Annotated in this window: 23 protein-coding genes and 1 pseudogene; 8 read left to right on the top strand and 16 right to left on the bottom strand. The window is 51.6% G+C overall.

The window, feature by feature from the left end:
* Window positions 1-73: 73 nt before the first annotated feature.
* From V7650_RS17455 to V7650_RS17445, 3 genes are all read right to left on the bottom strand, one after another.
* The gene (locus V7650_RS17455) at window positions 74-502 is read right to left on the bottom strand and encodes a hypothetical protein (protein ID WP_335657490.1); all 429 of its coding nucleotides are present in this window, start codon (window positions 500-502) and stop codon (window positions 74-76) included.
* 133 nt (window positions 503-635) lie between these two features.
* Complete coding sequence (locus tag V7650_RS17450) at window positions 636-1,289, bottom strand: RES family NAD+ phosphorylase (protein WP_335657492.1); 654 nt, start codon at window positions 1,287-1,289, stop codon at window positions 636-638.
* A gap of 47 nt (window positions 1,290-1,336) precedes the next feature.
* Window positions 1,337-1,756 (bottom strand): antitoxin Xre/MbcA/ParS toxin-binding domain-containing protein, encoded by a 420-nt coding sequence (locus V7650_RS17445; RefSeq protein WP_335657489.1) that lies wholly within the window; start codon window positions 1,754-1,756, stop codon window positions 1,337-1,339.
* 180 nt (window positions 1,757-1,936) lie between these two features.
* Here V7650_RS17445 and V7650_RS17440 point away from each other — a divergent pair, with 180 nt between their 5' ends.
* Complete coding sequence (locus V7650_RS17440; RefSeq protein WP_335657488.1) at window positions 1,937-2,170, top strand: hypothetical protein; 234 nt, start codon at window positions 1,937-1,939, stop codon at window positions 2,168-2,170.
* Between the two features lie 122 nt (window positions 2,171-2,292).
* Here V7650_RS17440 and V7650_RS17435 read toward each other — a convergent pair whose 3' ends face one another.
* The 4 genes from V7650_RS17435 to V7650_RS17420 all read right to left on the bottom strand — a co-directional run bounded on the left by V7650_RS17435 (window position 2,293) and on the right by V7650_RS17420 (window position 5,027).
* On the bottom strand, window positions 2,293-2,811 hold the full coding sequence (locus V7650_RS17435) for an RES family NAD+ phosphorylase (protein WP_066743810.1): 519 nt from the start codon (window positions 2,809-2,811) through the stop codon (window positions 2,293-2,295).
* Window positions 2,808-3,239: an MbcA/ParS/Xre antitoxin family protein gene (locus V7650_RS17430; protein WP_335657487.1), complete on the bottom strand. Its 432-nt coding sequence runs from the start codon at window positions 3,237-3,239 to the stop codon at window positions 2,808-2,810. Before V7650_RS17430 ends, V7650_RS17435 begins: the two co-directional genes overlap by 4 nt.
* Before the next feature lie 332 nt (window positions 3,240-3,571).
* Window positions 3,572-4,462 carry a hypothetical protein gene (locus V7650_RS17425; RefSeq protein ID WP_335657486.1) on the bottom strand — a complete coding sequence of 297 codons (891 nt, stop codon included), beginning with the start codon at window positions 4,460-4,462 and terminating at the stop codon, window positions 3,572-3,574.
* Window positions 4,463-4,661: 199 nt separating this feature from the next.
* The gene (locus V7650_RS17420; protein ID WP_335657485.1) at window positions 4,662-5,027 is read right to left on the bottom strand and encodes a hypothetical protein; all 366 of its coding nucleotides are present in this window, start codon (window positions 5,025-5,027) and stop codon (window positions 4,662-4,664) included.
* Between V7650_RS17420 and V7650_RS17415 the strand changes: the two are divergent.
* Window positions 4,959-5,171: pseudogene (locus V7650_RS17415) on the top strand (integrase core domain-containing protein); the annotation flags it as partial. The gene V7650_RS17420 and the pseudogene V7650_RS17415 overlap by 69 nt on opposite strands.
* A 236-nt stretch (window positions 5,172-5,407) precedes the next feature.
* On the opposite strand, the gene V7650_RS17410 reads toward V7650_RS17415, so the two are convergent.
* The 8 genes from V7650_RS17410 to V7650_RS17375 form a co-directional block, all read right to left on the bottom strand.
* Window positions 5,408-7,369 (bottom strand): cytochrome c/FTR1 family iron permease, encoded by a 1,962-nt coding sequence (locus V7650_RS17410; RefSeq protein WP_335657484.1) that lies wholly within the window; start codon window positions 7,367-7,369, stop codon window positions 5,408-5,410.
* A gap of 106 nt (window positions 7,370-7,475) precedes the next feature.
* Window positions 7,476-8,006 (bottom strand): DUF305 domain-containing protein, encoded by a 531-nt coding sequence (locus V7650_RS17405; RefSeq protein ID WP_335657483.1) that lies wholly within the window; start codon window positions 8,004-8,006, stop codon window positions 7,476-7,478.
* Between the two features lie 96 nt (window positions 8,007-8,102).
* Entirely contained in the window at window positions 8,103-8,576 is a 474-nt protein-coding gene (locus V7650_RS17400) for a nuclear transport factor 2 family protein (RefSeq protein ID WP_335657482.1), read from the bottom strand.
* A gap of 18 nt (window positions 8,577-8,594) precedes the next feature.
* Window positions 8,595-9,824 (bottom strand): copper resistance protein B, encoded by a 1,230-nt coding sequence (locus V7650_RS17395; RefSeq protein WP_335657481.1) that lies wholly within the window; start codon window positions 9,822-9,824, stop codon window positions 8,595-8,597.
* On the bottom strand, window positions 9,821-11,647 hold the full coding sequence (locus tag V7650_RS17390) for a copper resistance system multicopper oxidase (protein ID WP_335657480.1): 1,827 nt from the start codon (window positions 11,645-11,647) through the stop codon (window positions 9,821-9,823). The genes V7650_RS17395 and V7650_RS17390 overlap by 4 nt, the downstream gene beginning before the upstream one ends.
* Before the next feature lie 53 nt (window positions 11,648-11,700).
* Window positions 11,701-12,279, bottom strand: coding sequence for an RNA polymerase sigma factor (locus tag V7650_RS17385; RefSeq protein WP_335657479.1), 579 nt, complete (start codon window positions 12,277-12,279; stop codon window positions 11,701-11,703).
* Window positions 12,280-12,717, bottom strand: coding sequence for a periplasmic heavy metal sensor (locus tag V7650_RS17380; RefSeq protein ID WP_335657478.1), 438 nt, complete (start codon window positions 12,715-12,717; stop codon window positions 12,280-12,282).
* 13 nt (window positions 12,718-12,730) lie between these two features.
* On the bottom strand, window positions 12,731-13,027 hold the full coding sequence (locus V7650_RS17375) for a hypothetical protein (protein WP_335657477.1): 297 nt from the start codon (window positions 13,025-13,027) through the stop codon (window positions 12,731-12,733).
* A 129-nt stretch (window positions 13,028-13,156) separates the two neighbouring features.
* Between V7650_RS17375 and V7650_RS17370 the strand changes: the two genes are divergently transcribed.
* From V7650_RS17370 to V7650_RS17355, 4 genes are all read left to right on the top strand, one after another.
* Window positions 13,157-13,540 carry a copper resistance protein CopC gene (locus V7650_RS17370; protein WP_335657476.1) on the top strand — a complete coding sequence of 128 codons (384 nt, stop codon included), beginning with the start codon at window positions 13,157-13,159 and terminating at the stop codon, window positions 13,538-13,540.
* Between the two features lie 130 nt (window positions 13,541-13,670).
* Window positions 13,671-14,429, top strand: coding sequence for a DUF2231 domain-containing protein (locus V7650_RS17365; protein WP_335657475.1), 759 nt, complete (start codon window positions 13,671-13,673; stop codon window positions 14,427-14,429).
* Between the two features lie 52 nt (window positions 14,430-14,481).
* Window positions 14,482-14,949: a DUF411 domain-containing protein gene (locus tag V7650_RS17360; protein ID WP_335657474.1), complete on the top strand. Its 468-nt coding sequence runs from the start codon at window positions 14,482-14,484 to the stop codon at window positions 14,947-14,949.
* 25 nt (window positions 14,950-14,974) lie between these two features.
* On the top strand, window positions 14,975-15,226 hold the full coding sequence (locus tag V7650_RS17355; protein ID WP_335657473.1) for a hypothetical protein: 252 nt from the start codon (window positions 14,975-14,977) through the stop codon (window positions 15,224-15,226).
* A gap of 59 nt (window positions 15,227-15,285) precedes the next feature.
* Here the strand turns inward: V7650_RS17355 and V7650_RS17350 are convergent, their stop codons facing one another.
* Entirely contained in the window at window positions 15,286-15,558 is a 273-nt protein-coding gene (locus V7650_RS17350; RefSeq protein ID WP_335657472.1) for a metal-sensitive transcriptional regulator, read from the bottom strand.
* A 127-nt stretch (window positions 15,559-15,685) separates the two neighbouring features.
* On the opposite strand from V7650_RS17350, the gene V7650_RS17345 reads away from it, so the two are divergent.
* Window positions 15,686-15,964 (top strand): hypothetical protein, encoded by a 279-nt coding sequence (locus V7650_RS17345; protein ID WP_335657471.1) that lies wholly within the window; start codon window positions 15,686-15,688, stop codon window positions 15,962-15,964.
* The gene (locus V7650_RS17340; protein ID WP_442955329.1) at window positions 15,964-18,327 is read left to right on the top strand and encodes a heavy metal translocating P-type ATPase; all 2,364 of its coding nucleotides are present in this window, start codon (window positions 15,964-15,966) and stop codon (window positions 18,325-18,327) included. The genes V7650_RS17345 and V7650_RS17340 overlap by 1 nt, the downstream gene beginning before the upstream one ends.

The following is an 18,327-nucleotide window of genomic DNA, read 5'->3' as shown; positions in this document are numbered from 1 at the left end:
TGCTTCACCCGCGCAGTCGCGCAATAACGATGCCGAGACTCTAATCGCAAATGGATGAACGTTGGGGGTCACGTCAGTGACGGCCAATTAAACGTGCATAGGCATCGCTGGCGCGGCGTCGCAACTCCCGGTGAAATGTCACCTCCCACCAATCAATACCGTCATTCTCGGCCAGTTCGGTAAGAAACGTTTGCATGGTTTCCTGGATCACGTCCTCTCTATCTCCAACTTCAAACCCCGCTGAAACCCTCCTGACATAATCATAAGCATTCGTGATCAGTATTGCTACGAGACGATCACTGAGCTCCAGCTTACCGTCAGTCCTAAATCGACGAATAATTCGAACCAGCGCAGCTGGGGGAATGAAGCCACTCTTATTTTGATCCTTGATCTGCGCAGCGGCAATAAGCTGTTCGGAGGATATACCTTCTATCCAGTCGAGAGCACGGACTACAAAGGGTGGATGATATAACTCAACTGCTTCCGTATTTTCTTCATCCACTCTTTTAATCCTACCCTGATTGATCGTTCATTATCCTAATCATTTTGTGACCCGAAAAACCTCTGAATTTTTTTGTTACTGCATTTGGTCACGGTTATAGACCATAGCGGAGATTTTCTGGATTTGAGATATATTAGACCAATTCCAGAATTTCCCGGTCCCCAGAAAGAGCCTGAACGAAGTCAACGCGTGTACCGTTCCAATGATATCGAAAATGCTCCGCCTGAAGTGGTGGGGTTACAGCGTCGGGAAAGAAAATTGCGATGCACTGTCCGCCATCGTGACGCAAACTAGGGTAAATAAGACCATCGCGCTCCAACAACTTCTGTTCTTTAGCAAATGTTTGAGAGATTGGATAAGTAGCAATATCCGGGTTGAGCAGATGCTCATTACCCGGATCGCGGAGGTCTACAAGATCAGTATCGACGGTTCCTACAAGTTGGCGGACTTTTGAAATCCAACCAGGTTCCATCACCGCATCTCTATAAAATCGCTCCACATGAAACGTGTGTTCGCGCAAAGCCGTTTCGAGACAGTCGCCAGCATAATATACTCCAAAAGTTCCGTCGCTGAACCGTGAAGCCCGGTCAGGTGATATATGTGTAAATGCGGCCATGACCCAGGACGCACCATCGCCAGCCAATCTGCGATCAACCGGCACTAGAGACAGATCACCAATTTCCTCATAGATACGTGGATTGGTTCGCGATTGTGCACTCGCCAATGTTTCCCAATCTCGTGGATCAGCAATATCGTCGAACAAATCGATGGGAGGGAATTGAGACATCACCAAGCGGTGTGTCTTCGGCCATGAGATATGCGCGATTGCGGCGTCTACCATCCGCCGCGAACAGAATCCAAATAGCGTCTGATGCGGACAACATCTTCCATACCGCCGAGCCGCAGAACATCTAGCGCAGACTGGTCGCCGAAAGCCTTATTCGGGTTGTTAATCCAGCTATAGCCGCGCTGAGGGTCGGAAAATATAACCCGTAGAGCTTTATGAATACCAAGAAGGTTTGACATCCGGTCAGCCATATCCCGGTTTACCCTGCCATAGTCGCCATCTCTCCAGCGCCGTAAGGTCTTTTTTGATATGCCGCCCAGAATGATCGCGGCGTCAGCATCTTTGACGGCCCACTTCGAAAATAGATTTATGATGGCACGCTGCATGGCTTCAATTTCGGCCGGGCCATAATCGCCGCCCATAGGAGCGGGTTTTTTTGACGTTCCAGAGGGAATAATGTTAAGCATGTTGCGTCCTTTTGACCGCTTTTACCAAAATAATGGACATTTGTCCACACCCTTTAATATTTTAGAGCGTACGCAAACGAGATAGAGCAATCTGCAGTAAAGCATAGTCTGACGCCCCTTCGAAGTATTTGCTTTCCACCGAATTGGCGCGATGATAGACGCGGTTCGAACGGAGGCAGTATGACGTATGACTATCACCGGGCAATGACCGATGCCGTTGTGGAGGCACCGAATGTCCCGCGCGAACGACTGGTCTGGATCATGAATGATACGCACCGCGCCAGATATCGGGCTTTTCTGGAAAATGAGATGGGCGTTGAGGCTGACGATGACGAATCTTTCGGGATACCGATCGAGACGGGCGAACCATCAGATGGACAGCCATTCGAACTTGTTGCGAGGCCGGCACATTGACCGGGTCATTTAACGTCGCGATTTGCACTTAAAGGGCAGGTGATAGCCAGCGATCACTAAGGTTGATAACAAAGATTATGTTAAGTTATATTGGATTTTTGGTATATCGAGCGAGAATAACCCTAATCCCACGAAAGTTGGTTTTTCGGTAATCTTCCAGAAGGATCGTAAACTTCAACTTTATGTGGCAATTTCGGTCCCCAGTTCCACAAGATCAAATTTGAACTATCCTTTTTTGCATCAGGTGCAAAGCTTGGAACAAGCATGCCGTCATAACCGGCTGCTGCCATATCATTTGCGATCTTTTGTGACGGCGCGGTTTTTCCAGCAAGCTGGATAGTTAGCCAAGCGCAATCCAGATCTGCAAAATCTACAGACAGCGCTTTTTGGTCTTTGGTGGTTCTAAGGTCCGCGATATTTTCGCATTCAACATCATATTCACACAAAGTGATGGGCGATAAACGTCCAGAAAATCCCTGGGAACATTCAATCAGTGCGGTTACAGAATCGAGGGCTAAATAAAGCGCCGGCTGACCTTTCCTGTTAAATCGTCCGCCACGCATAGCAGCGCCGTCTCCCGATATTGGCTTGAAAGACCAAAACGGATCATGGGCACGGTAACACCGCCCTACAAAATTCAAGCAAAACCACCCAGAGCGAGATGATCGAGATATTCCCGAACAGCATTTGCTTGGCCTGATTTAACCAAAGCCTCGGCGGTCCTTCCGTCCAAGGCTGGAATGGGCTCTGCGCGATACCATGCCATTGCCTGTGCTTCGCTACCTGCCCAACCGCGCACGCGCACTAATATTTCAAGCATTTCTGTCATACGGGATTGCGCTTTCGGGCTTTCGCGCCTTTCCACTTTTGTTACTGTGGTTTTACCCAGACCGGCAGTTTCGGCTAACTGAACTTTAGACATTTTAAAAGTGCGGCTGACTTGCTCAATATCAACTTTGCCACCTTTAGTGACAAAGCTAGCCATAAACTTACCGCTGCTTGCGGAACGCGTGGCCCAACTGCCTGTCTTACCAGTTTTTTTACGTGCGTCTTTATGTGCATGAGCCATGCGGCGTCCTTATTTATGTCGATACTTATGGTTCTTATATAGCCATATTTATGGACATATGCAAGATATTCTACTATTTATAAAGCCGCAATTCCTCAATCAAATTCCATTAGAATTTTAATTAAAGCTCGCCAACACTCATGCCCCAGTAACCGCTGTTTTGGTCCAAATCACGGCCGCGCAGTGTCGTAGGTGAATTGGCAATCTAGCAGGTAGGCCAGCCCGCTCCCCGCCCTGCAGTACCGAGCGGCATGTTGCTTTTCAAGAAGGCGGCGTAGGGCCAGCTCCGCAAGAATCATTATTATGTCTTATATTATTGAAAATATTGACTTTTACTTCTTATGGCTTTCGATGACCTGCTGTGCACTTTTAATTGCGCTGGGTGACGCAGCAAAAGGCTGCAGTGGTCCAAATAATGGCGCTTTAGACTTTCTAATTGCCATTTCAGCTGCAGGTGTCGGTAGCAAATCATCCCACGGCGGCGCTTCTTCAGGTGCGCGCCATGCCGAAGAAAAATCAGCTTGTTTCTCATTTTCTATTTCCCAGAGCCCTATACAATCATCGATCCAGCCATGTAATTTCCAGAAATATTTGTTCACATGGCTTGAAAACGGTGCGCCGAGCCAGTCATTTGCGGTGCTTTCATCCTCAAAGTCTGCAGGCGGCGATGCGGCAAACCTCATGTGCATCCAGTTATGCACGGTAATTTCAATTAGCTCGCCATATTTATCCAAGGTGATATCAGGGCGTGTAAGGAATGCCGGATCGCGCAAGGTTGTCGCATAGCCCATATTTGTAGTCAGTGCCTCAGCGCTACGCGCACCAGCTATGGCTTCAATCGTGTCTCGGATATTTTCCGGCCAGGCAGTAGGATTATCGATATTGGGAATCTGCGGCTCCGGCCAGTCCGGATCATCCGGCATAGCTGGAATATTGCTCCACCCTTCAACTTTTCCCCAATTAGGATCATTGGCGTTGCTAAGCATCATATCCACATGGTGGATCATCTGCCGGTGCATATAAAGGAAATCAAGACCGCTACCAGGCTCACCGGTCAATGCCGCTGTCCAGCCAATATCAGCCAGAGCTTGTACGATATCGATATTGGCGGGGTTTTTTACAAATCCCTCATTCTTCACCAAATGCCAGTATCGGTGACGCCACCGCATTTGCGTAGATGCCGCCATTGTTTTTACATTTGCCGGTAAATCCGGATAGGACATAGCCCCACTCCCCTTGTTATCCCGATTAGCCGGATCTTGCTATACTTCAGTGTCGCACAAGAGCGTGACAAAGTGAAGTGTATAGAAAAAAGAACTAGTTGGCGCTTTGGTCGGCCAGATTGGGAGCGCTTTCTACTAATACACCGGCATCAATCGCGAGTTCAGCTTAACTTACAAAAGCAAATAAAGATATGCGATCTTATTGATCAGGCAAATCCGCCTTTTTCGAAAAATCCGATAGCGGTGGGCGCGCGATTTTGCCCAATGGAATGTGCATCCAAATCGGGTCACCGCCGAGGCGCGCGTTAAAATTGACGTTGAATGTGAAGGGATCGGGCTCATTCGACGACAAGTCGAAGCCGTAGACTTCTTCAATATATCTCTTCCCATATCCCATCGCGCCCAGCAATGTAGGAAAAATTCTGTAATTGCTTAACTTATCATGATTTGCTTTTGCCGCCTTCGCCCATCGCGCTTGCTCTGAAGATGGCCCGCCGCCTTTATCAAACGGGGCACACCGCAGCTCAATGGCAAAGTTGAACGATCCCACCGCTCGGACCAGCAAGAGTTTTACCAGCTGCTAACCTATAAAGGAGATGTCGATCTGGAAGCCAAACTCAATGAATGGGAGCGCTTCTATAACTTCCACAGACCCCACGGCGCATTCAAAGGAAAAACACCCTATGAAGCGCTCAGAGAAAAGCTATAATCGCATGTGAAGTATGTCCCAACAGTCACTCGATGTTACAAGGTTACCTACGGAAGCGGATCAATAGGAATTCAATAACCTGACCCAAAATCCAGCCAACGGCAAGGCCGCCAATCAGCCCGTAAGTCTGTGACGTCATGGTTGGTAAGGTAAAAACAGGTAAGCCGCCAGAACAACCCCGCCAAGCTCGGCGCAGATACGGGCTATATAGGGGTCTGGCAGCTCCATTTCGTTTATCAAAATTCATTTTGATCAGATATACTGTAATCCTGTATGTATTTTAAACGGACATTGTACCAATACCCCGCTGCTATGACTGCAATTACCAAAACTTGGGCGATAAGAGACTGAACCGCAGGGAAAATTCCTAGCATCGAAATTTGCGGAAAATATGGAAGCGGGGTCACGCTCATCAGGCCAGCCTCCTGCAACGCCGCAATTCCCTTGCCGGTGAGAATCACAGTAAGAACGATCATTAACGCTGAGCTATAAGCGAAGAACCTACCTATCGGTAGCTTCCGGCTGTATCGTAACATGGCCCAGGCAATGACCGAGAGCAAAAGTATCGCGGCTCCCGACCCAGCTAGAATGGTCATACCATTGTCCGCAGTCCAGAGCGCGGCAAAAAACAGGATGGTCTCAAAGACTTCGCGGTAAACGACAATAAAAGCCAGGCCAAAGAGAAACCATGCCGACCCTCGCGACAATGCTTTGCTCATTGTTTCACCGATATAGCGTTGCCATTCATCGGCGCGCGACTTGCCGTGCATCCACAAACCAACAAAAAGCAGGATGACTGCCGCAAATAGCGAACCAAAGCCCTCAGTCAGTTCACGGCTCGCGCCGCTGATACCTATGAGATAGGTGGCAGCGAACCATGTAATACCGCCCGCTAGAAGCGCCGTAATCCAGCCTCCATGCACATAAGGCATGACTTCTGGGCGCTCGGCCTTGCGCAGAAACGCAATCATAGCCACCACAATCAGCAGCGCCTCCAGCCCTTCGCGCAGCAATATTGTAAAGGCTCCGACGAAAGCAGATGCTTGGCTAGCCTGATCGGCGTCCAGAGCGGTCTCCGCCTCCGAGAACAGCCTATCAAGAGCGCCGATCCGGCTCTCCACCTCTGCTACAGGAAGGTCATCACCGATAGCAGCGCGGACGCGGGCCATCGCGCGCTCAATTGCTTTTAGCAAAGTGGGGTCGCGAGAGGCCAGCGCAGGTTCCAGAGGTTCAAAGCCGTCAAGATACGCAGATAACGCTAGAGTTTCTGCCTTGTCTTTTCTGCCCGCCCGATATGCTGTGAGACTTTCCTTTAATTTGGTCCGCGATAGCGCCAGCGAGCCGGTGGATGTAGCAGTAGCACCAATGACTTCTGGATTCGTCCGCAGGAATGCCATCACCGCGTCTGCTTTTTCTGTTCCGATCTGCTTTCCAAGATTGGCTGGCGTCATGCTTACCAGAGCTGCGAGATCGGGAAACAGAGCGCGAACTGACGCATCCTTCTTCCAGAGCTCTTGCCCCTTGGATGTCTCCTTGAACGCAAAGCTGCCCGCATATGCGGCCATATCCCAACGGTCCTCGGCAGGTAAGCCAGCAAAACTCTGCATCGCTGTCCCATCAAGCCCCTGACCAATAACCTGATAAAGTGCGAACAGGCTGCGTTCTCTTGCTCGCTCTGCATCGGTAAATGCTATTGGAGCGGGGTCGAGCTGCCCTGCATCCGGCCCTTGTCCATTACCGGACATGCCGTGGCAACTGGCACAATTTTGAGCATATAGCTGTTTGCCGTTTTGCACATTCGGTGCAGTTTTGGGGGCAAGTGGAACAGGATAGCTGCGGAGCAGATCGGTTGCCAGCAAACGTGCTTGCCGCGCCACCAATTCTGGAGATACTTTGTTGTCAATGGCTGTATTGAGCTCGTTACTTTTTACAATCAGCGCGGCACGGCTCGGTTTTGGTGGCAGTTTCGCCAATCCGTCAACAACCGTTCCCGAAAACTCCTCCATCTCGGAATATTCTGCTTCGTTTATCACTTTACCTTTATCGACTGCGCCGGGATAATCGACCGCAATATAATCCAGCAATCGCCACAGCGTTTCAACTTCAGCCTTCTTCGTCTGCGCGGCGATCGGTGAGCAAATGGCGATCAAAGCCAGAACGGATAAAAGGGTAGAATATATTCTGGCACATTGGCGCATGATTTAATGGGGCTTCCAGACTATTAGCAACTGCATTTCGGCAGACGCGCTTCGCTCGATTTTGGCGGGAGATTCAAAAGGAGCGGGTCTTCCGCATACTCAAGCGCTAACGTTTGTCACTCGGATTAAGTGCACCTTCGAATTTGGGGACGGGCCTCGTCGCAGCTTCTGTGTCGGTGGTGGCCTTGCCATTTTGATCAATATCTTTGATCAGCCATTCCATTTCTTTGATCTCCTTGCGCTGCGCCTTGATAATGCCATCGGCCAAATCGCGCACCCGCTTGTCCTCGATATTGGCGCGCTCACTCGTCAGTATGGCAATGCTGTGATGGGGTATCATCGCTTTTTGCCAAGCCTGATCGGAAATCGTGTCCTGCGACCTAACGAGAAATAACGAACCGGTAAAAATTAGAGCTGCGCCGCCTAGGATCATGAAATTCTTGCGCTTATCCTGATACATTCCAAGCATGAAGATCAGCATTATGATTGCCATTGCTGCGCCCATATAAAGAGCCATCCACGTGCGTGTCTCGCTGAAATAGACATGCTCAAGCGCGTATGTGTTGAGATACATCAGTCCAAACATCGCCAGAGTTGATGTCAAAATCATAGCGATAAAGCGCGTATAGCTGCTCATTTTAGCTTCTCCTTGCTTGTGTCGGAAATTCGAAGTCAAATCTATTATGCTTTCGAACCATGCGGGTTCTGGGCCCACACCTTCGCCGAAGCCAAGCTATTTCTTAGGCGTGCGGGAAGATGAATGATATTGTGCAATTTTCCAGCTTTCGTCTCGTTTTACGAGAACCGCAGTGGCAACGCCTAGCCTCTCGATGGTCCGGCCATCCTTCAGCACTATCGTATATGTATAGGTTTCCGAGGCAATTGCCGTTTCACCTATCACAGATATATCGATCGTCTCATTACTGAATGTAAAGCTCTCAAACTCTTTGAGTTCAGGGCCGAGATGATGGGCAAGATAATTTCCGAATCTGCCCTCCGCTTTTCCATTTTCAAACACCAGCGCATCTTGAGTGAAGCGGCGCGGCATATTTGTATCATCGAGACTTTCTATAGCGCTCCTATAGGCTTCAAGGGTGTTTTCAGGTGTCTCCATGATAGATGCAGCCTCTGCATCTTTATCGTGCGCCACAGCCTGGTAAGAAACCGTAGAAAGCGCCAGAATCAACGCTAAACTAATATATTTCATAGTTTTCCCCCCTATATATTAAAACCAGAATCTAATCCCGATAACATAATTGGTGACGCTGGGGTCTTCTCCAGCCGCACGCGCATATCTGGCGCTTTGTCCAACTTTCCATTCCTGTTCGACGCCGATATAGGGCGCAAACTCGCGGGCAAATTCATATCGTAAACGGATTCCCAGTTCGGCAGTGTCAATCCCTGCACCGATGCCGAGTTCAGGAACATCCTGCGCCGCAAGATTGAGTTCTGCGCGTGGTTGCAGGATCAGTCGCTGAGTTATGCGCTGTTCATACTCAGCCTCGATGCGCGCGGTCAAATCGCCCCGGTCAGACAGGAATGCTGCCGCATCAACCTCGAACAGGTAAGGCGCAAGACCCTGAATGCCAATAACTGCATAGGTCCGGTCGCGCGGCGCAAAATCCTGACGAATACCCGCCTGAAAATCGAAAAATGGAGCAATCGCGCGACTGTACAGCGCCTGCACCTCTGCGCTTTCTATCTTTTCGCCGAAATTGCCTTCGCCTTCGGTCTTGAACCAGAATTTGTCGATATCGCCGCCATAATAGCCTTGGCCGTCCCACAGATAGCCGTTCTTACCATCGCGAACGCGATATTCGGCGCGGTCGGCCATGATCCACAGCGTTTTCAATTCGCCGTTTTCTTTCGCCAGTTGCTCCCTAGAAGTCCGCATTATATCGACGCCCCAAATTGCTTCGGCAGCGCGCGCAGGCCCGCTTCCCGCTTCGGGTGGTGGCGGTTCGTCGCCCAATGGCATCGCCATATCCATGCCTTCCATATCGCCGCCCGACATATCCATGGCACTATGGTCCATGGAGCTTTGGTCCATTGAACTGTGATCCATCTCGCCAGAAGGAGATGTCCCATCTTCCATAGACATTCCGTCCATGCCGCTATGATCCATACCTTCCATTTGGTCGCTAGGCTTAGCCATATTGCTATGGTCCATGCCGGAATGGTCCATAGTCTCGCCAATATTCTCTTGGGGGGCATCCTCGATTAATACGGGACCCATTTGCTTGGAACTTGGAGCCGGAGGTTTTGGAGTTGCTTTTGCGGGTGGTTTTTTCGCTGGCACAACGGCTTTTTTTGCAACTACGGGCGCTGGCTTGGCTTGCGGTTTTGGTTTTGCCGCAGGTTTCGCTGGCATCGGCATTTTCATGTTTGGATCCATGTTCTGCGCGAATGCTGGCTGGCTAAATCCCAGCAACAGAAGAACCATCATACGCTTCATGACTGTGCTCCAGACGGCGATGCCACGGTAACGATCTGGAACATCCCGGAATGCATATGATAGAGCAAATGGCAGTGAAATGCCCAGTCTCCTACCTCGTCAGCGGTGAGGTCAAAGGTTGCACTGCTTCCCGGCTGCACGATCACGGTATGTTTCAATGGTTGATTGTCCTGTCCGTTGACCAATTCGAAGAAATGGCCATGCAAGTGGATTGGGTGCGCCATCATCGTGTCGTTGACCAATTTGACACGAACGCGCTCATTATAGGCAAAGCGGATTGGATCGTCGGAGACGGCAGAAAATTTCTTACCGTCAAACGACCACATATAGCGCTCCATGTTGCCTGTGAGATGAATTTCCATCTTGCGCGATGCTGTGCGTTTTTCTTTGCCGGGCGTCAGTGCCGCTAGCTGCTGGTAATTGAGAACCCGGTGTTCGACATTATCCAGACCAAGCCCGGGATACCCCATACGATCAGGCGCGCCCATCGATACCATGTCGAGCCCTGGACCGACCTTGACATCGGGCGGCAGCATTGAGGTATCGCGCATCTTCATGCCGCTCATGTCCATGCCTCCCATATCCATGCCGACCATGTCACCACCGCCGCTCATATCCATGCCCGGCATATCCATCGTGGCCATGTCTTCCGCGCTCATCTTACTGTGATCCATATTTGGGTCCATATCGCCGCCCGACGCGCCATGATCCATTCCGCCCATGCCCATATCGGCCATGGTCAGGATTGGTGGATCTCGCAGTGCGGGAACTTCGGCGCGCATTCCGGCGCGGGGAGCCAGCGTAGCAATGCCCATCCCCGAGCGGTCCATAGATTCTGCAACGAAGGTGAAGGCCTTGTCGGCAGTGGGCTGGACTACAACGTCATAGGTTTCTGCAACGCCGATCTGCAATTCATCTGTTTCCACCGGCACTACATTCTGCCCATCAGCCTGAACGACTGTCATCGGCAGGCCTGGAATCCGCAGGTTAAAGAACGTCATCGCACTGCCGTTGATGATCCGCAGTCGCACCCGTTCACCGGGATTGTACAGCAGTTCCAAATTATCAGCGGGGCCGTGTCCGTTTATGAGATAAGTGTAGGTGGAAGCGGTAACATCAAGAATGTCGGTCGCCATCATCCGCATCTTGCTCCACATCCGGCGTTCCTTGCCGGACAGCGGATAGTCATCGGTTGCGGTTCCCTGCTGATAATTGAAATAGCCGCCGCCCTGTTGTTTCAGTTTCTTCATGATGACATGCGGGTGCATCGGCGTAAATTCGCTAAGAAGGACGATATATTCGCGGTCAAATGCTACCGGGTCTTTACCCGCAGGATCGACAATGATTGGGCCATAATGCCCCGCCTGTTCCTGCAATCCTGAATGGCTGTGCCACCAATAGGTGCCGCTCTGGCGCACCTTGAACGGCGCGGTAAATGTTTCTCCGGGTTTAATGCCGGGAAATGCCACGCCCGGCACGCCGTCAAACTGGAACGGAAGTAGAATGCCGTGCCAGTGGATTGAGCTGTCTTCATCGAGATTATTGGTCACGTTGAGCCGCACATCCTGCCCCTCGCGTAGCCGCACCAGCGGCCCCGGTACAGTGCCATTTACCGCGATGGCACCGCCGCTGCGTCCGCCGGTGGAAAACTGGCCGCGTCCGATAGCGAGATCAATGCTGGAGCCGGAAACTTCATCAATGCCCTTACGCACCGAACCTGACATCGCGCCGCGCGCCCATGCAGGCATGGCAGAAGAAAATCCGACAGCGCCGCCAGCAATCAAAGCGGACGATAAGAAGCGTCGGCGGGGAATAGAAAGCATGTATAATCCTTAATATAAAAGCGATATCTCCCTACTATACGACGAGACTGCCTTCACCCCTCAAAGTTTTTATAGACTTCGCGTAATTTGGTTCTCGCGCGGTAAATCCGCATTTCGACGGCCTTTTCTGATATTCCGAGAATGTGGGCTGCTTGGGCCTGGCTGTTATCGCCAAAGGCCACCAGTACAAAAGGCTCGCGCAATTTCGCTGGCAGGCGTGTGATCTCTCGTTGCATGACTTCTAGCACTTGTCGTGCGTGCAAATTGGCAATTGGGTCTGGTGCAGTGTCGGCTATCGTCATTTCTATATCATCGCTGCCATCAAACTCGAAAAACTGCCTGATCCGGCGTTTGCGGAGAATGTCGCGGCATTTGTTCACGATGATGCGTGTGAGCCATGGATTGATCGGCCGCGACTGATCGAAACTGGACAGCTTGAACCAGGCAGCAGCTAGTGCCTCCTGGACAGCGTCCTCTGCATCGGAGCTGTTGCCCATCAACCTGAGCGCGACGTTGTGGAGCCGGGGGGCCTGCTGGATCATAACAGTATTGAAGGCTGCTTTGCGGCCTTTTGCAGCCTCTGCGATGAGCACAATATCCGGAACGTGCGGGGCAGGCTGCGATTTCTGCACTCAAGACCCGGCGGTGAGCGAAGTTGATACCCGCTTGTCAAAGGCCTTTTGTTGACCGGGTTTCAACAGCATTCGCATCGCGAATAGATGCTCAACAGTAGCCTTTTGCAAAAGACCCATTTGCTTATGCACAGCCTCAATCGCCGCTGCAACTTTAGGGCCATACTGATGTTCTTCTTCGATGGCGGCTGCAAGGTCGGCATTTGAAGATCTGAGTGCCAGCTCCAAAGCTTGTCTTCTGATCGCAAAATCATTTTCGAGAATTTCTAACTGCGCTTGCTGTGCGCTATCGAGATCAAGCTCCTCGTGAACAAAGCTGTGCAGGCCAGAATTTTGGCCGCCGCTCTGGCTCCAATGTTTCGCGCCCAATGAGCCTATCCAGCCTGCACCGAGCGCCAGCAGGATAAGCAGGATGATTTGTACGGGTCCGATTTTCATGAATTTGCCAATATCATTGTGACACGTGGAGAAGGCTTGCCGGCGAGTAATCTGCGCCGCCAAGCAATGGATTGCTATTGATGTTGGCCATTGCGGGCTGTTCGCCCGTTCCAATTCCCGCTCCGAGCGCGGTCACGACCATCACTGCCGCCAACAGACTTTTCTGGCGCGAAAGTCGGCGACTATTCATTTCACCAATGCGTAGCCAGACATTATTCTCAAATCCATCGTCGATTGCCAATGCTGCGTGAGGCAAAGCAGAGTTCAGGCTGGCAAGCATCTCATCTAGTTTGTTGTCAGATAGCGGCATAAACATGCTCCTGTTTGAGTGATCTGACTACTAATACGCAAGCTGCACCGCTTTGCCCTCAAAATTATTTTTGAGGGGTGGGCAATATAACTGCGTATTAGTGGTTAGTCACAAGCAAGGAACCAAAAAATGCACAGGACCAAATTTTTTCGTTTGACCCTCGCCGCCGCTGCAACGCTCGCGGCAACACCGCTTTTCGCGCACCCGAGTCTGGTTACAGCCAAGCCAGCGGCCAATGCGACAGTAGCACCAACAAATAAAATTGATCTGGTCTTTGATGAGAAGATCATGCCTGCAAACACCCGCATGCAACTAATGATGACATCAATGCCCGGTATGGCCGGGCACGCCCCGATGAAGATGCCAATGTCGGTGATGATGGGCAAGGACGGCAAGTCGGTGATGGTGATGATGAAGAAACCTCTTACGACCGGCGGCTATGAGCTGCGCTGGATGGCATCGGGCGACGACAAGGAAGTCGTCAGCGGCAAATATGCATTCAAGGTAAAGTGATCGGGTCGCAACCGATACTCCGGGTGCGCGCCCCCTGAGCGCACCCGGAGACTATGGTTGGAAACGGCATCGCAAGATTGCCACTATTATTAGCAACAAAAATAATCGATTTTGGACCAGGAGGGTTGAGATGCTGACACAGAGATTTCGTACTTTAACGCTGTGCATTGCTTTCGCACTAGCCTCGTTTAGCGGGCCAGTACTTGCACATGGTGATCCGACCGAGATGGGCGCTGGCCCCGGAACGAGCGACCAGCATCATAAGGAAGCAATGGGAAGCGACGTCGCACAAAGTGCCGAAATGCAGGGCATGATGGATGAGGGAACCATGCCGATGATGCCCTATGGCTCCGCTCCTGCCGCGCCCGAAAGTGACCATATGGGCGGGATGAGTGATGATCATGGCGGCATGATGGCGCATGACGAAGCAGAAGATAATAGCAATAAGAGCTTTGGCGAGCGTTTGTTCATCTGGCTTGGCAAATTGCATATCGTGGTGATCCATTTTCCAATCGCCATGATCGTCGCCGCGTTTGCAGCCGAAGCGTTTGGTGTTGCGCGCAATAAGCCTGACTGGCGTTCAGCAGCGCGGATCATGCTCGTGATCGGGGCGCTGGGAGCGGTTGCAGCCGCCTTTTTGGGCTGGTTTGCGGGCGGCTTCTATCTTTATGACCGCAACCTTATCCTCACCACGCATCGCTATCTCGGTATGACCGTCGCAATCGGAGCAGTGCTACTGGCATGGGCCGGACTGAGCCGCTTTCACCATGGTCGCAGCGAGGAAAGAATATTCGCCATCTTGTTAGCACTATTGACGATCGGCGTGCTTGTACAAGCATTTCTGGGCGGCACATTCATGCATGGAGGCATGAATCATATGAATTTTTAAGTTTGTTGGACGGTAGCCACAAAACGCAAAACTATTTCGATGGAGTCTGTAAATGCTAGAAAAAATTAGATATTTGGTGTCAAATCGCTGGGCGGCGGTAACTCTGCTCTCCACGCTTGCCGCCTGTACGACCGCCGCTCAAGCCTCGCCCTACGTCATGTACCGTGATCCAGGGTGTGGCTGCTGCGAGAAGTGGGCCGAACATGTAGAGGCCAACATGAAGCAGGACGTTGAAACCCGAAACACTCAAAACATGACCGCTGTGAAAGATACGAACGTAATTCCGCAGGCCTTGCGGTCCTGCCACACTATGATTGTAGGCGGCTACGTCATTGAAGGGCATGTTCCGGCCAAGGAAATTGCGCGATTGCTGCGGGAGAAGCCGGATAACATCAGAGGTCTTGCGGTCGCAGGCATGCCGGTTGGCTCGCCGGGCATGGAATATCAGAATCAAACGCAGCCTTATCAGGTCATCGCTTTTGGTAGCAATGGACCAGCCGTTTATGCGTCGTACAACTAGGTTTTTTTACAAGAAAGGAAATTTCATGAAAAAAATGACAACCGCGCTCGGAGCCCTGACTCTCCTTTATGGAGGAACGGCACTCGCTCATGAGCATAAATCCGATGCGTCCTCCGATCAGAAATGCCGAATGATGAAAGACGGCAAGGCGATGGAAGGCATGATGAAGAAAAATGCCGACGGCAAAATGTCCTGTCAGATGATGGATCATTCAAAGATGGATCATGGCACGATGGATCACAGCAAAATGGATCACGGCAAAGCCAAACCCGAATAGGGTCGCAGGATGGGCCCGGAGCCTCATGGGCTCCGGGCCTGTTTCTAATGGGCCTGTTTCTATTTTCCCATTTTGCTGAACAAGCTGATCAGCTCGGCGATTTTCTGCTTCTGATCAGCCTTGTCGCCAGAGGTGAGGGCATCTTGGACACAATGATTGGTATGAGATTCCAGTATTTTCATTTTGGTGGCACGCAATGCGGCTTCCACAGCAGAAAATTGCTGAAGAATGTCAATGCAGTAGCGATCACCCTCCATCATTTTTGCAATTCCGCGGACTTGGCCCTCAATGCGGTGCATCCGGCTAATTTCTTTAGCAAATTTTTCTGTCATATTTTTCCTATGCCTCATTTTAACATGCTTGCAATCAAAAGACTCTTCGCAGATTCCAGCAGCTGGGATTGACTTTTACACTATACCCCACTATAGTATATTCATCAACAAAAAGATGGAGGTTAAAATGTCCAATATCTCAACGAGTAAGCAAATTCTCATTTGGGGATGGACACTGAGTCTGTTCCTGCTTGTCAGCTATCTCATTTGTATCGGCTTTGGCGTGCTAGCCCCGCAGTGGGCGCATATGCATGAGGCTTGGGCGCCTTTGCTGCCAGGATTTGAATGGCTCACCTGGCCCGGCTTTATAGCAGGCGCAGTCGGCAGCTTTGCCTATGGTTGGTATATTGCAATTTTGGTGATTCCGATCAAAAAATGGATCTCTAGCAAGTTGATAAAGGAATAATGGCTGTGGCTTCTCCCTCCCCTGATGGCCTTGCTGGCCATGACCACAGCCATGGCGGCTCTCCAGATCATGTCACAGACCCCGTATGCGGCATGACTGTAGAGCCGGATAAAACCGAGCATCATGCGCGTCATGATGCTCGGGATTATCATTTCTGTTCTGCGGGATGCAAAACCAAATTTGTCGCCGACCCCGAGCACTATCTGACCGGACAGCATCGCGAAGCGCAGGACGACGTGCCAGCAGGTACAATCTACACCTGCCCGATGCATCCAGAAATACGGCAAGAAGGTCCGGGTTCCTGTCCGATTTGCGGGATGGCACTGGAACCGGAGACATTTAGCCTCGATACCGGCCCTGATCCTGAATATATTGATATGCGCCGACGCTTTTGGGTCAGCGCGGTATTTTCCATTCCCCTTTTCATATACGCGATGGGCGATCTCATCCCGGGCAGGCCGTTTGAGGGACTTTTTGCACCGGGAGTATCCCAGTGGTTGCAGCTATTGCTGGCATCGCCAGTAGTTCTATGGGGTGCATGGCCCTTCTTCGTGCGCGGCGTGAACTCCCTCAAGACCATGAACCTCAATATGTTCACGCTGATTGGGCTCGGCGTGGCGGTGGCCTATGGTTTCAGTTTGGTCGCGACATTGTTTCCAGATATCTTTCCGGCAGCGTTTCGCGGACATGACGGCGGAGTCGCTGTCTATTATGAAGCAGCTGCAGTCATCACGACTTTGGTCCTATTGGGACAAGTGCTGGAACTGAAAGCGCGCGGACAGACATCAAGTGCATTGCGCGCACTGCTGGAACTGGCACCGCCAATTGCACTGCGCGTTAGCGCGGATGGCTCGGAAGAAGAAATATCCCTCGACCAAGTGCAGAGCGGCGACAGCTTGCGGGTCCGTCCAGGTGACAAAGTCCCCGTTGATGGCACTATCGCCAACGGCTCCAGCACGATTGATCAATCGATGATCACGGGCGAACCAATCCCGGTTGCCAAAGCCGAAGGCGATGATGTCACCGGCGGCACGGTCAACCAGACCGGTAGCTTTGTCATGACCGCAGAGCGCGTGGGTAAAGACACGCTGCTTGCCAAGATCGTCCAGATGGTCGCCGAAGCGCAGCGCAGTCGCGCGCCGATCCAGAAACTCGCTGATACGGTCGCGGGCATGTTCGTGCCTGCTGTGGTTCTGATCGCTATTACCACATTCATCATATGGTCCATCTGGGGCCCTCATCCCGCGCTGGCTTATGGCTTGGTCAATGCGGTCGCAGTCCTCATCATCGCTTGCCCTTGTGCACTTGGCCTTGCTACTCCGATGTCGATCATGGTTGGCACCGGTAAAGGCGCGCAAAATGGTATCTTGATCAAGAACGCCGAAGCGCTGGAAACCCTGGAAAAGATAGACACAATCGTCGTCGACAAGACCGGCACACTGACCGAGGGCAAGCCCAAACTGGTCTCGGTCGAGCCGGAGCAAGGTTTTGATGGCGATGAAATGCTGGCACTTGTTGCTGCAATTGAAATGGCGAGTGAACACCCGCTGGCCGCCGCGATTGTAACTGGCGCAAAGGATAAGGGCCTTTCGTTTGAAGCAGCAACCGAATTCCAGTCGGTTACTGGGGAAGGTGTCGAAGCCAGCGTGAAAAATAAGCGCGTTGCCATCGGTAATGAAAAGATGATGGAACGGCTTGATGCCACTAGCGCGGACCTGATTACCAAGGCGCAGGACGGCCGATCGCAAGGACAAACGGTAATGTTCGTGGCCGTTGACGGCAGGCCAGCTGGCCTGATTGGTGTCGCCGATCCGATCAAACCGACCACCGCAGAGGCAATCAAGGCGCTGCATAAAGCCAATATTCGCGTGGTGATGCTGACTGGTGACGCCGAAGCGACCGCACAGGCCGTTGGCAAGATGATCGGCATCGACGAAATTCACGCCAACGTATCGCCTGAAGACAAACACCGGGTCATCAGCGATCTACAAGCCGCTGGCAAGAAGGTTGCGATGGCTGGTGATGGTATCAATGATGCTCCGGCTTTGGCCAAGGCCGATGTGGGTATCGCGATGGGGACCGGTACGGATGTCGCCATGGAAAGCGCCGGGATCACGCTGGTCAAGGGTGATCTGGGCGGCATCGCCAAGGCGCGCCATCTCAGCCAGTTGACGATGGGCAATATTCGGCAGAACCTGTTCTTTGCCTTCATCTATAATGGCCTTGGTGTGCCGGTTGCCGCGGGTATCCTCTATCCCTGGTTCGGCATATTGCTGAGCCCGATGATCGCAGCCGCGGCCATGAGTTTTTCATCGGTATCGGTGATCGGCAACGCACTTCGTTTGCGCAATAAAGTTCTGTGA

This window comes from Parasphingorhabdus sp., assembly GCF_036964565.1.
Classification (GTDB): domain Bacteria; phylum Pseudomonadota; class Alphaproteobacteria; order Sphingomonadales; family Sphingomonadaceae; genus Parasphingorhabdus.
Note: the sequence above shows the minus strand (reverse complement) of the source record. Positions and strands in the feature narration are given on the sequence as shown.

Coding starts and splice junctions, on each gene's coding strand:
- V7650_RS17430 (WP_335657487.1), bottom strand. CDS start 3,239: ATGGCTCATGCACATAAAGACGCACGTAAAAAAACTGGTAAGACAGGC.
- V7650_RS17410 (WP_335657484.1), bottom strand. CDS start 7,369: ATGCGCCAATGTGCCAGAATATATTCTACCCTTTTATCCGTTCTGGCT.
- V7650_RS17350 (WP_335657472.1), bottom strand. CDS start 15,558: ATGACAGAAAAATTTGCTAAAGAAATTAGCCGGATGCACCGCATTGAG.
- V7650_RS17370 (WP_335657476.1), top strand. CDS start 13,157: ATGCACAGGACCAAATTTTTTCGTTTGACCCTCGCCGCCGCTGCAACG.
- V7650_RS17390 (WP_335657480.1), bottom strand. CDS start 11,647: ATGCTTTCTATTCCCCGCCGACGCTTCTTATCGTCCGCTTTGATTGCT.
- V7650_RS17360 (WP_335657474.1), top strand. CDS start 14,482: ATGCTAGAAAAAATTAGATATTTGGTGTCAAATCGCTGGGCGGCGGTA.
- V7650_RS17340 (WP_442955329.1), top strand. CDS start 15,964: ATGGCTGTGGCTTCTCCCTCCCCTGATGGCCTTGCTGGCCATGACCAC.
- V7650_RS17440 (WP_335657488.1), top strand. CDS start 1,937: ATGACGTATGACTATCACCGGGCAATGACCGATGCCGTTGTGGAGGCA.
- V7650_RS17445 (WP_335657489.1), bottom strand. CDS start 1,756: ATGCTTAACATTATTCCCTCTGGAACGTCAAAAAAACCCGCTCCTATG.
- V7650_RS17375 (WP_335657477.1), bottom strand. CDS start 13,027: ATGCCGCTATCTGACAACAAACTAGATGAGATGCTTGCCAGCCTGAAC.
- V7650_RS17405 (WP_335657483.1), bottom strand. CDS start 8,006: ATGAGCAGCTATACGCGCTTTATCGCTATGATTTTGACATCAACTCTG.
- V7650_RS17345 (WP_335657471.1), top strand. CDS start 15,686: ATGTCCAATATCTCAACGAGTAAGCAAATTCTCATTTGGGGATGGACA.
- V7650_RS17450 (WP_335657492.1), bottom strand. CDS start 1,289: ATGTCTCAATTCCCTCCCATCGATTTGTTCGACGATATTGCTGATCCA.
- V7650_RS17380 (WP_335657478.1), bottom strand. CDS start 12,717: ATGAAAATCGGACCCGTACAAATCATCCTGCTTATCCTGCTGGCGCTC.
- V7650_RS17400 (WP_335657482.1), bottom strand. CDS start 8,576: ATGAAATATATTAGTTTAGCGTTGATTCTGGCGCTTTCTACGGTTTCT.
- V7650_RS17355 (WP_335657473.1), top strand. CDS start 14,975: ATGAAAAAAATGACAACCGCGCTCGGAGCCCTGACTCTCCTTTATGGA.
- V7650_RS17365 (WP_335657475.1), top strand. CDS start 13,671: ATGCTGACACAGAGATTTCGTACTTTAACGCTGTGCATTGCTTTCGCA.
- V7650_RS17395 (WP_335657481.1), bottom strand. CDS start 9,824: ATGAAGCGTATGATGGTTCTTCTGTTGCTGGGATTTAGCCAGCCAGCA.
- V7650_RS17425 (WP_335657486.1), bottom strand. CDS start 4,462: ATGTCCTATCCGGATTTACCGGCAAATGTAAAAACAATGGCGGCATCT.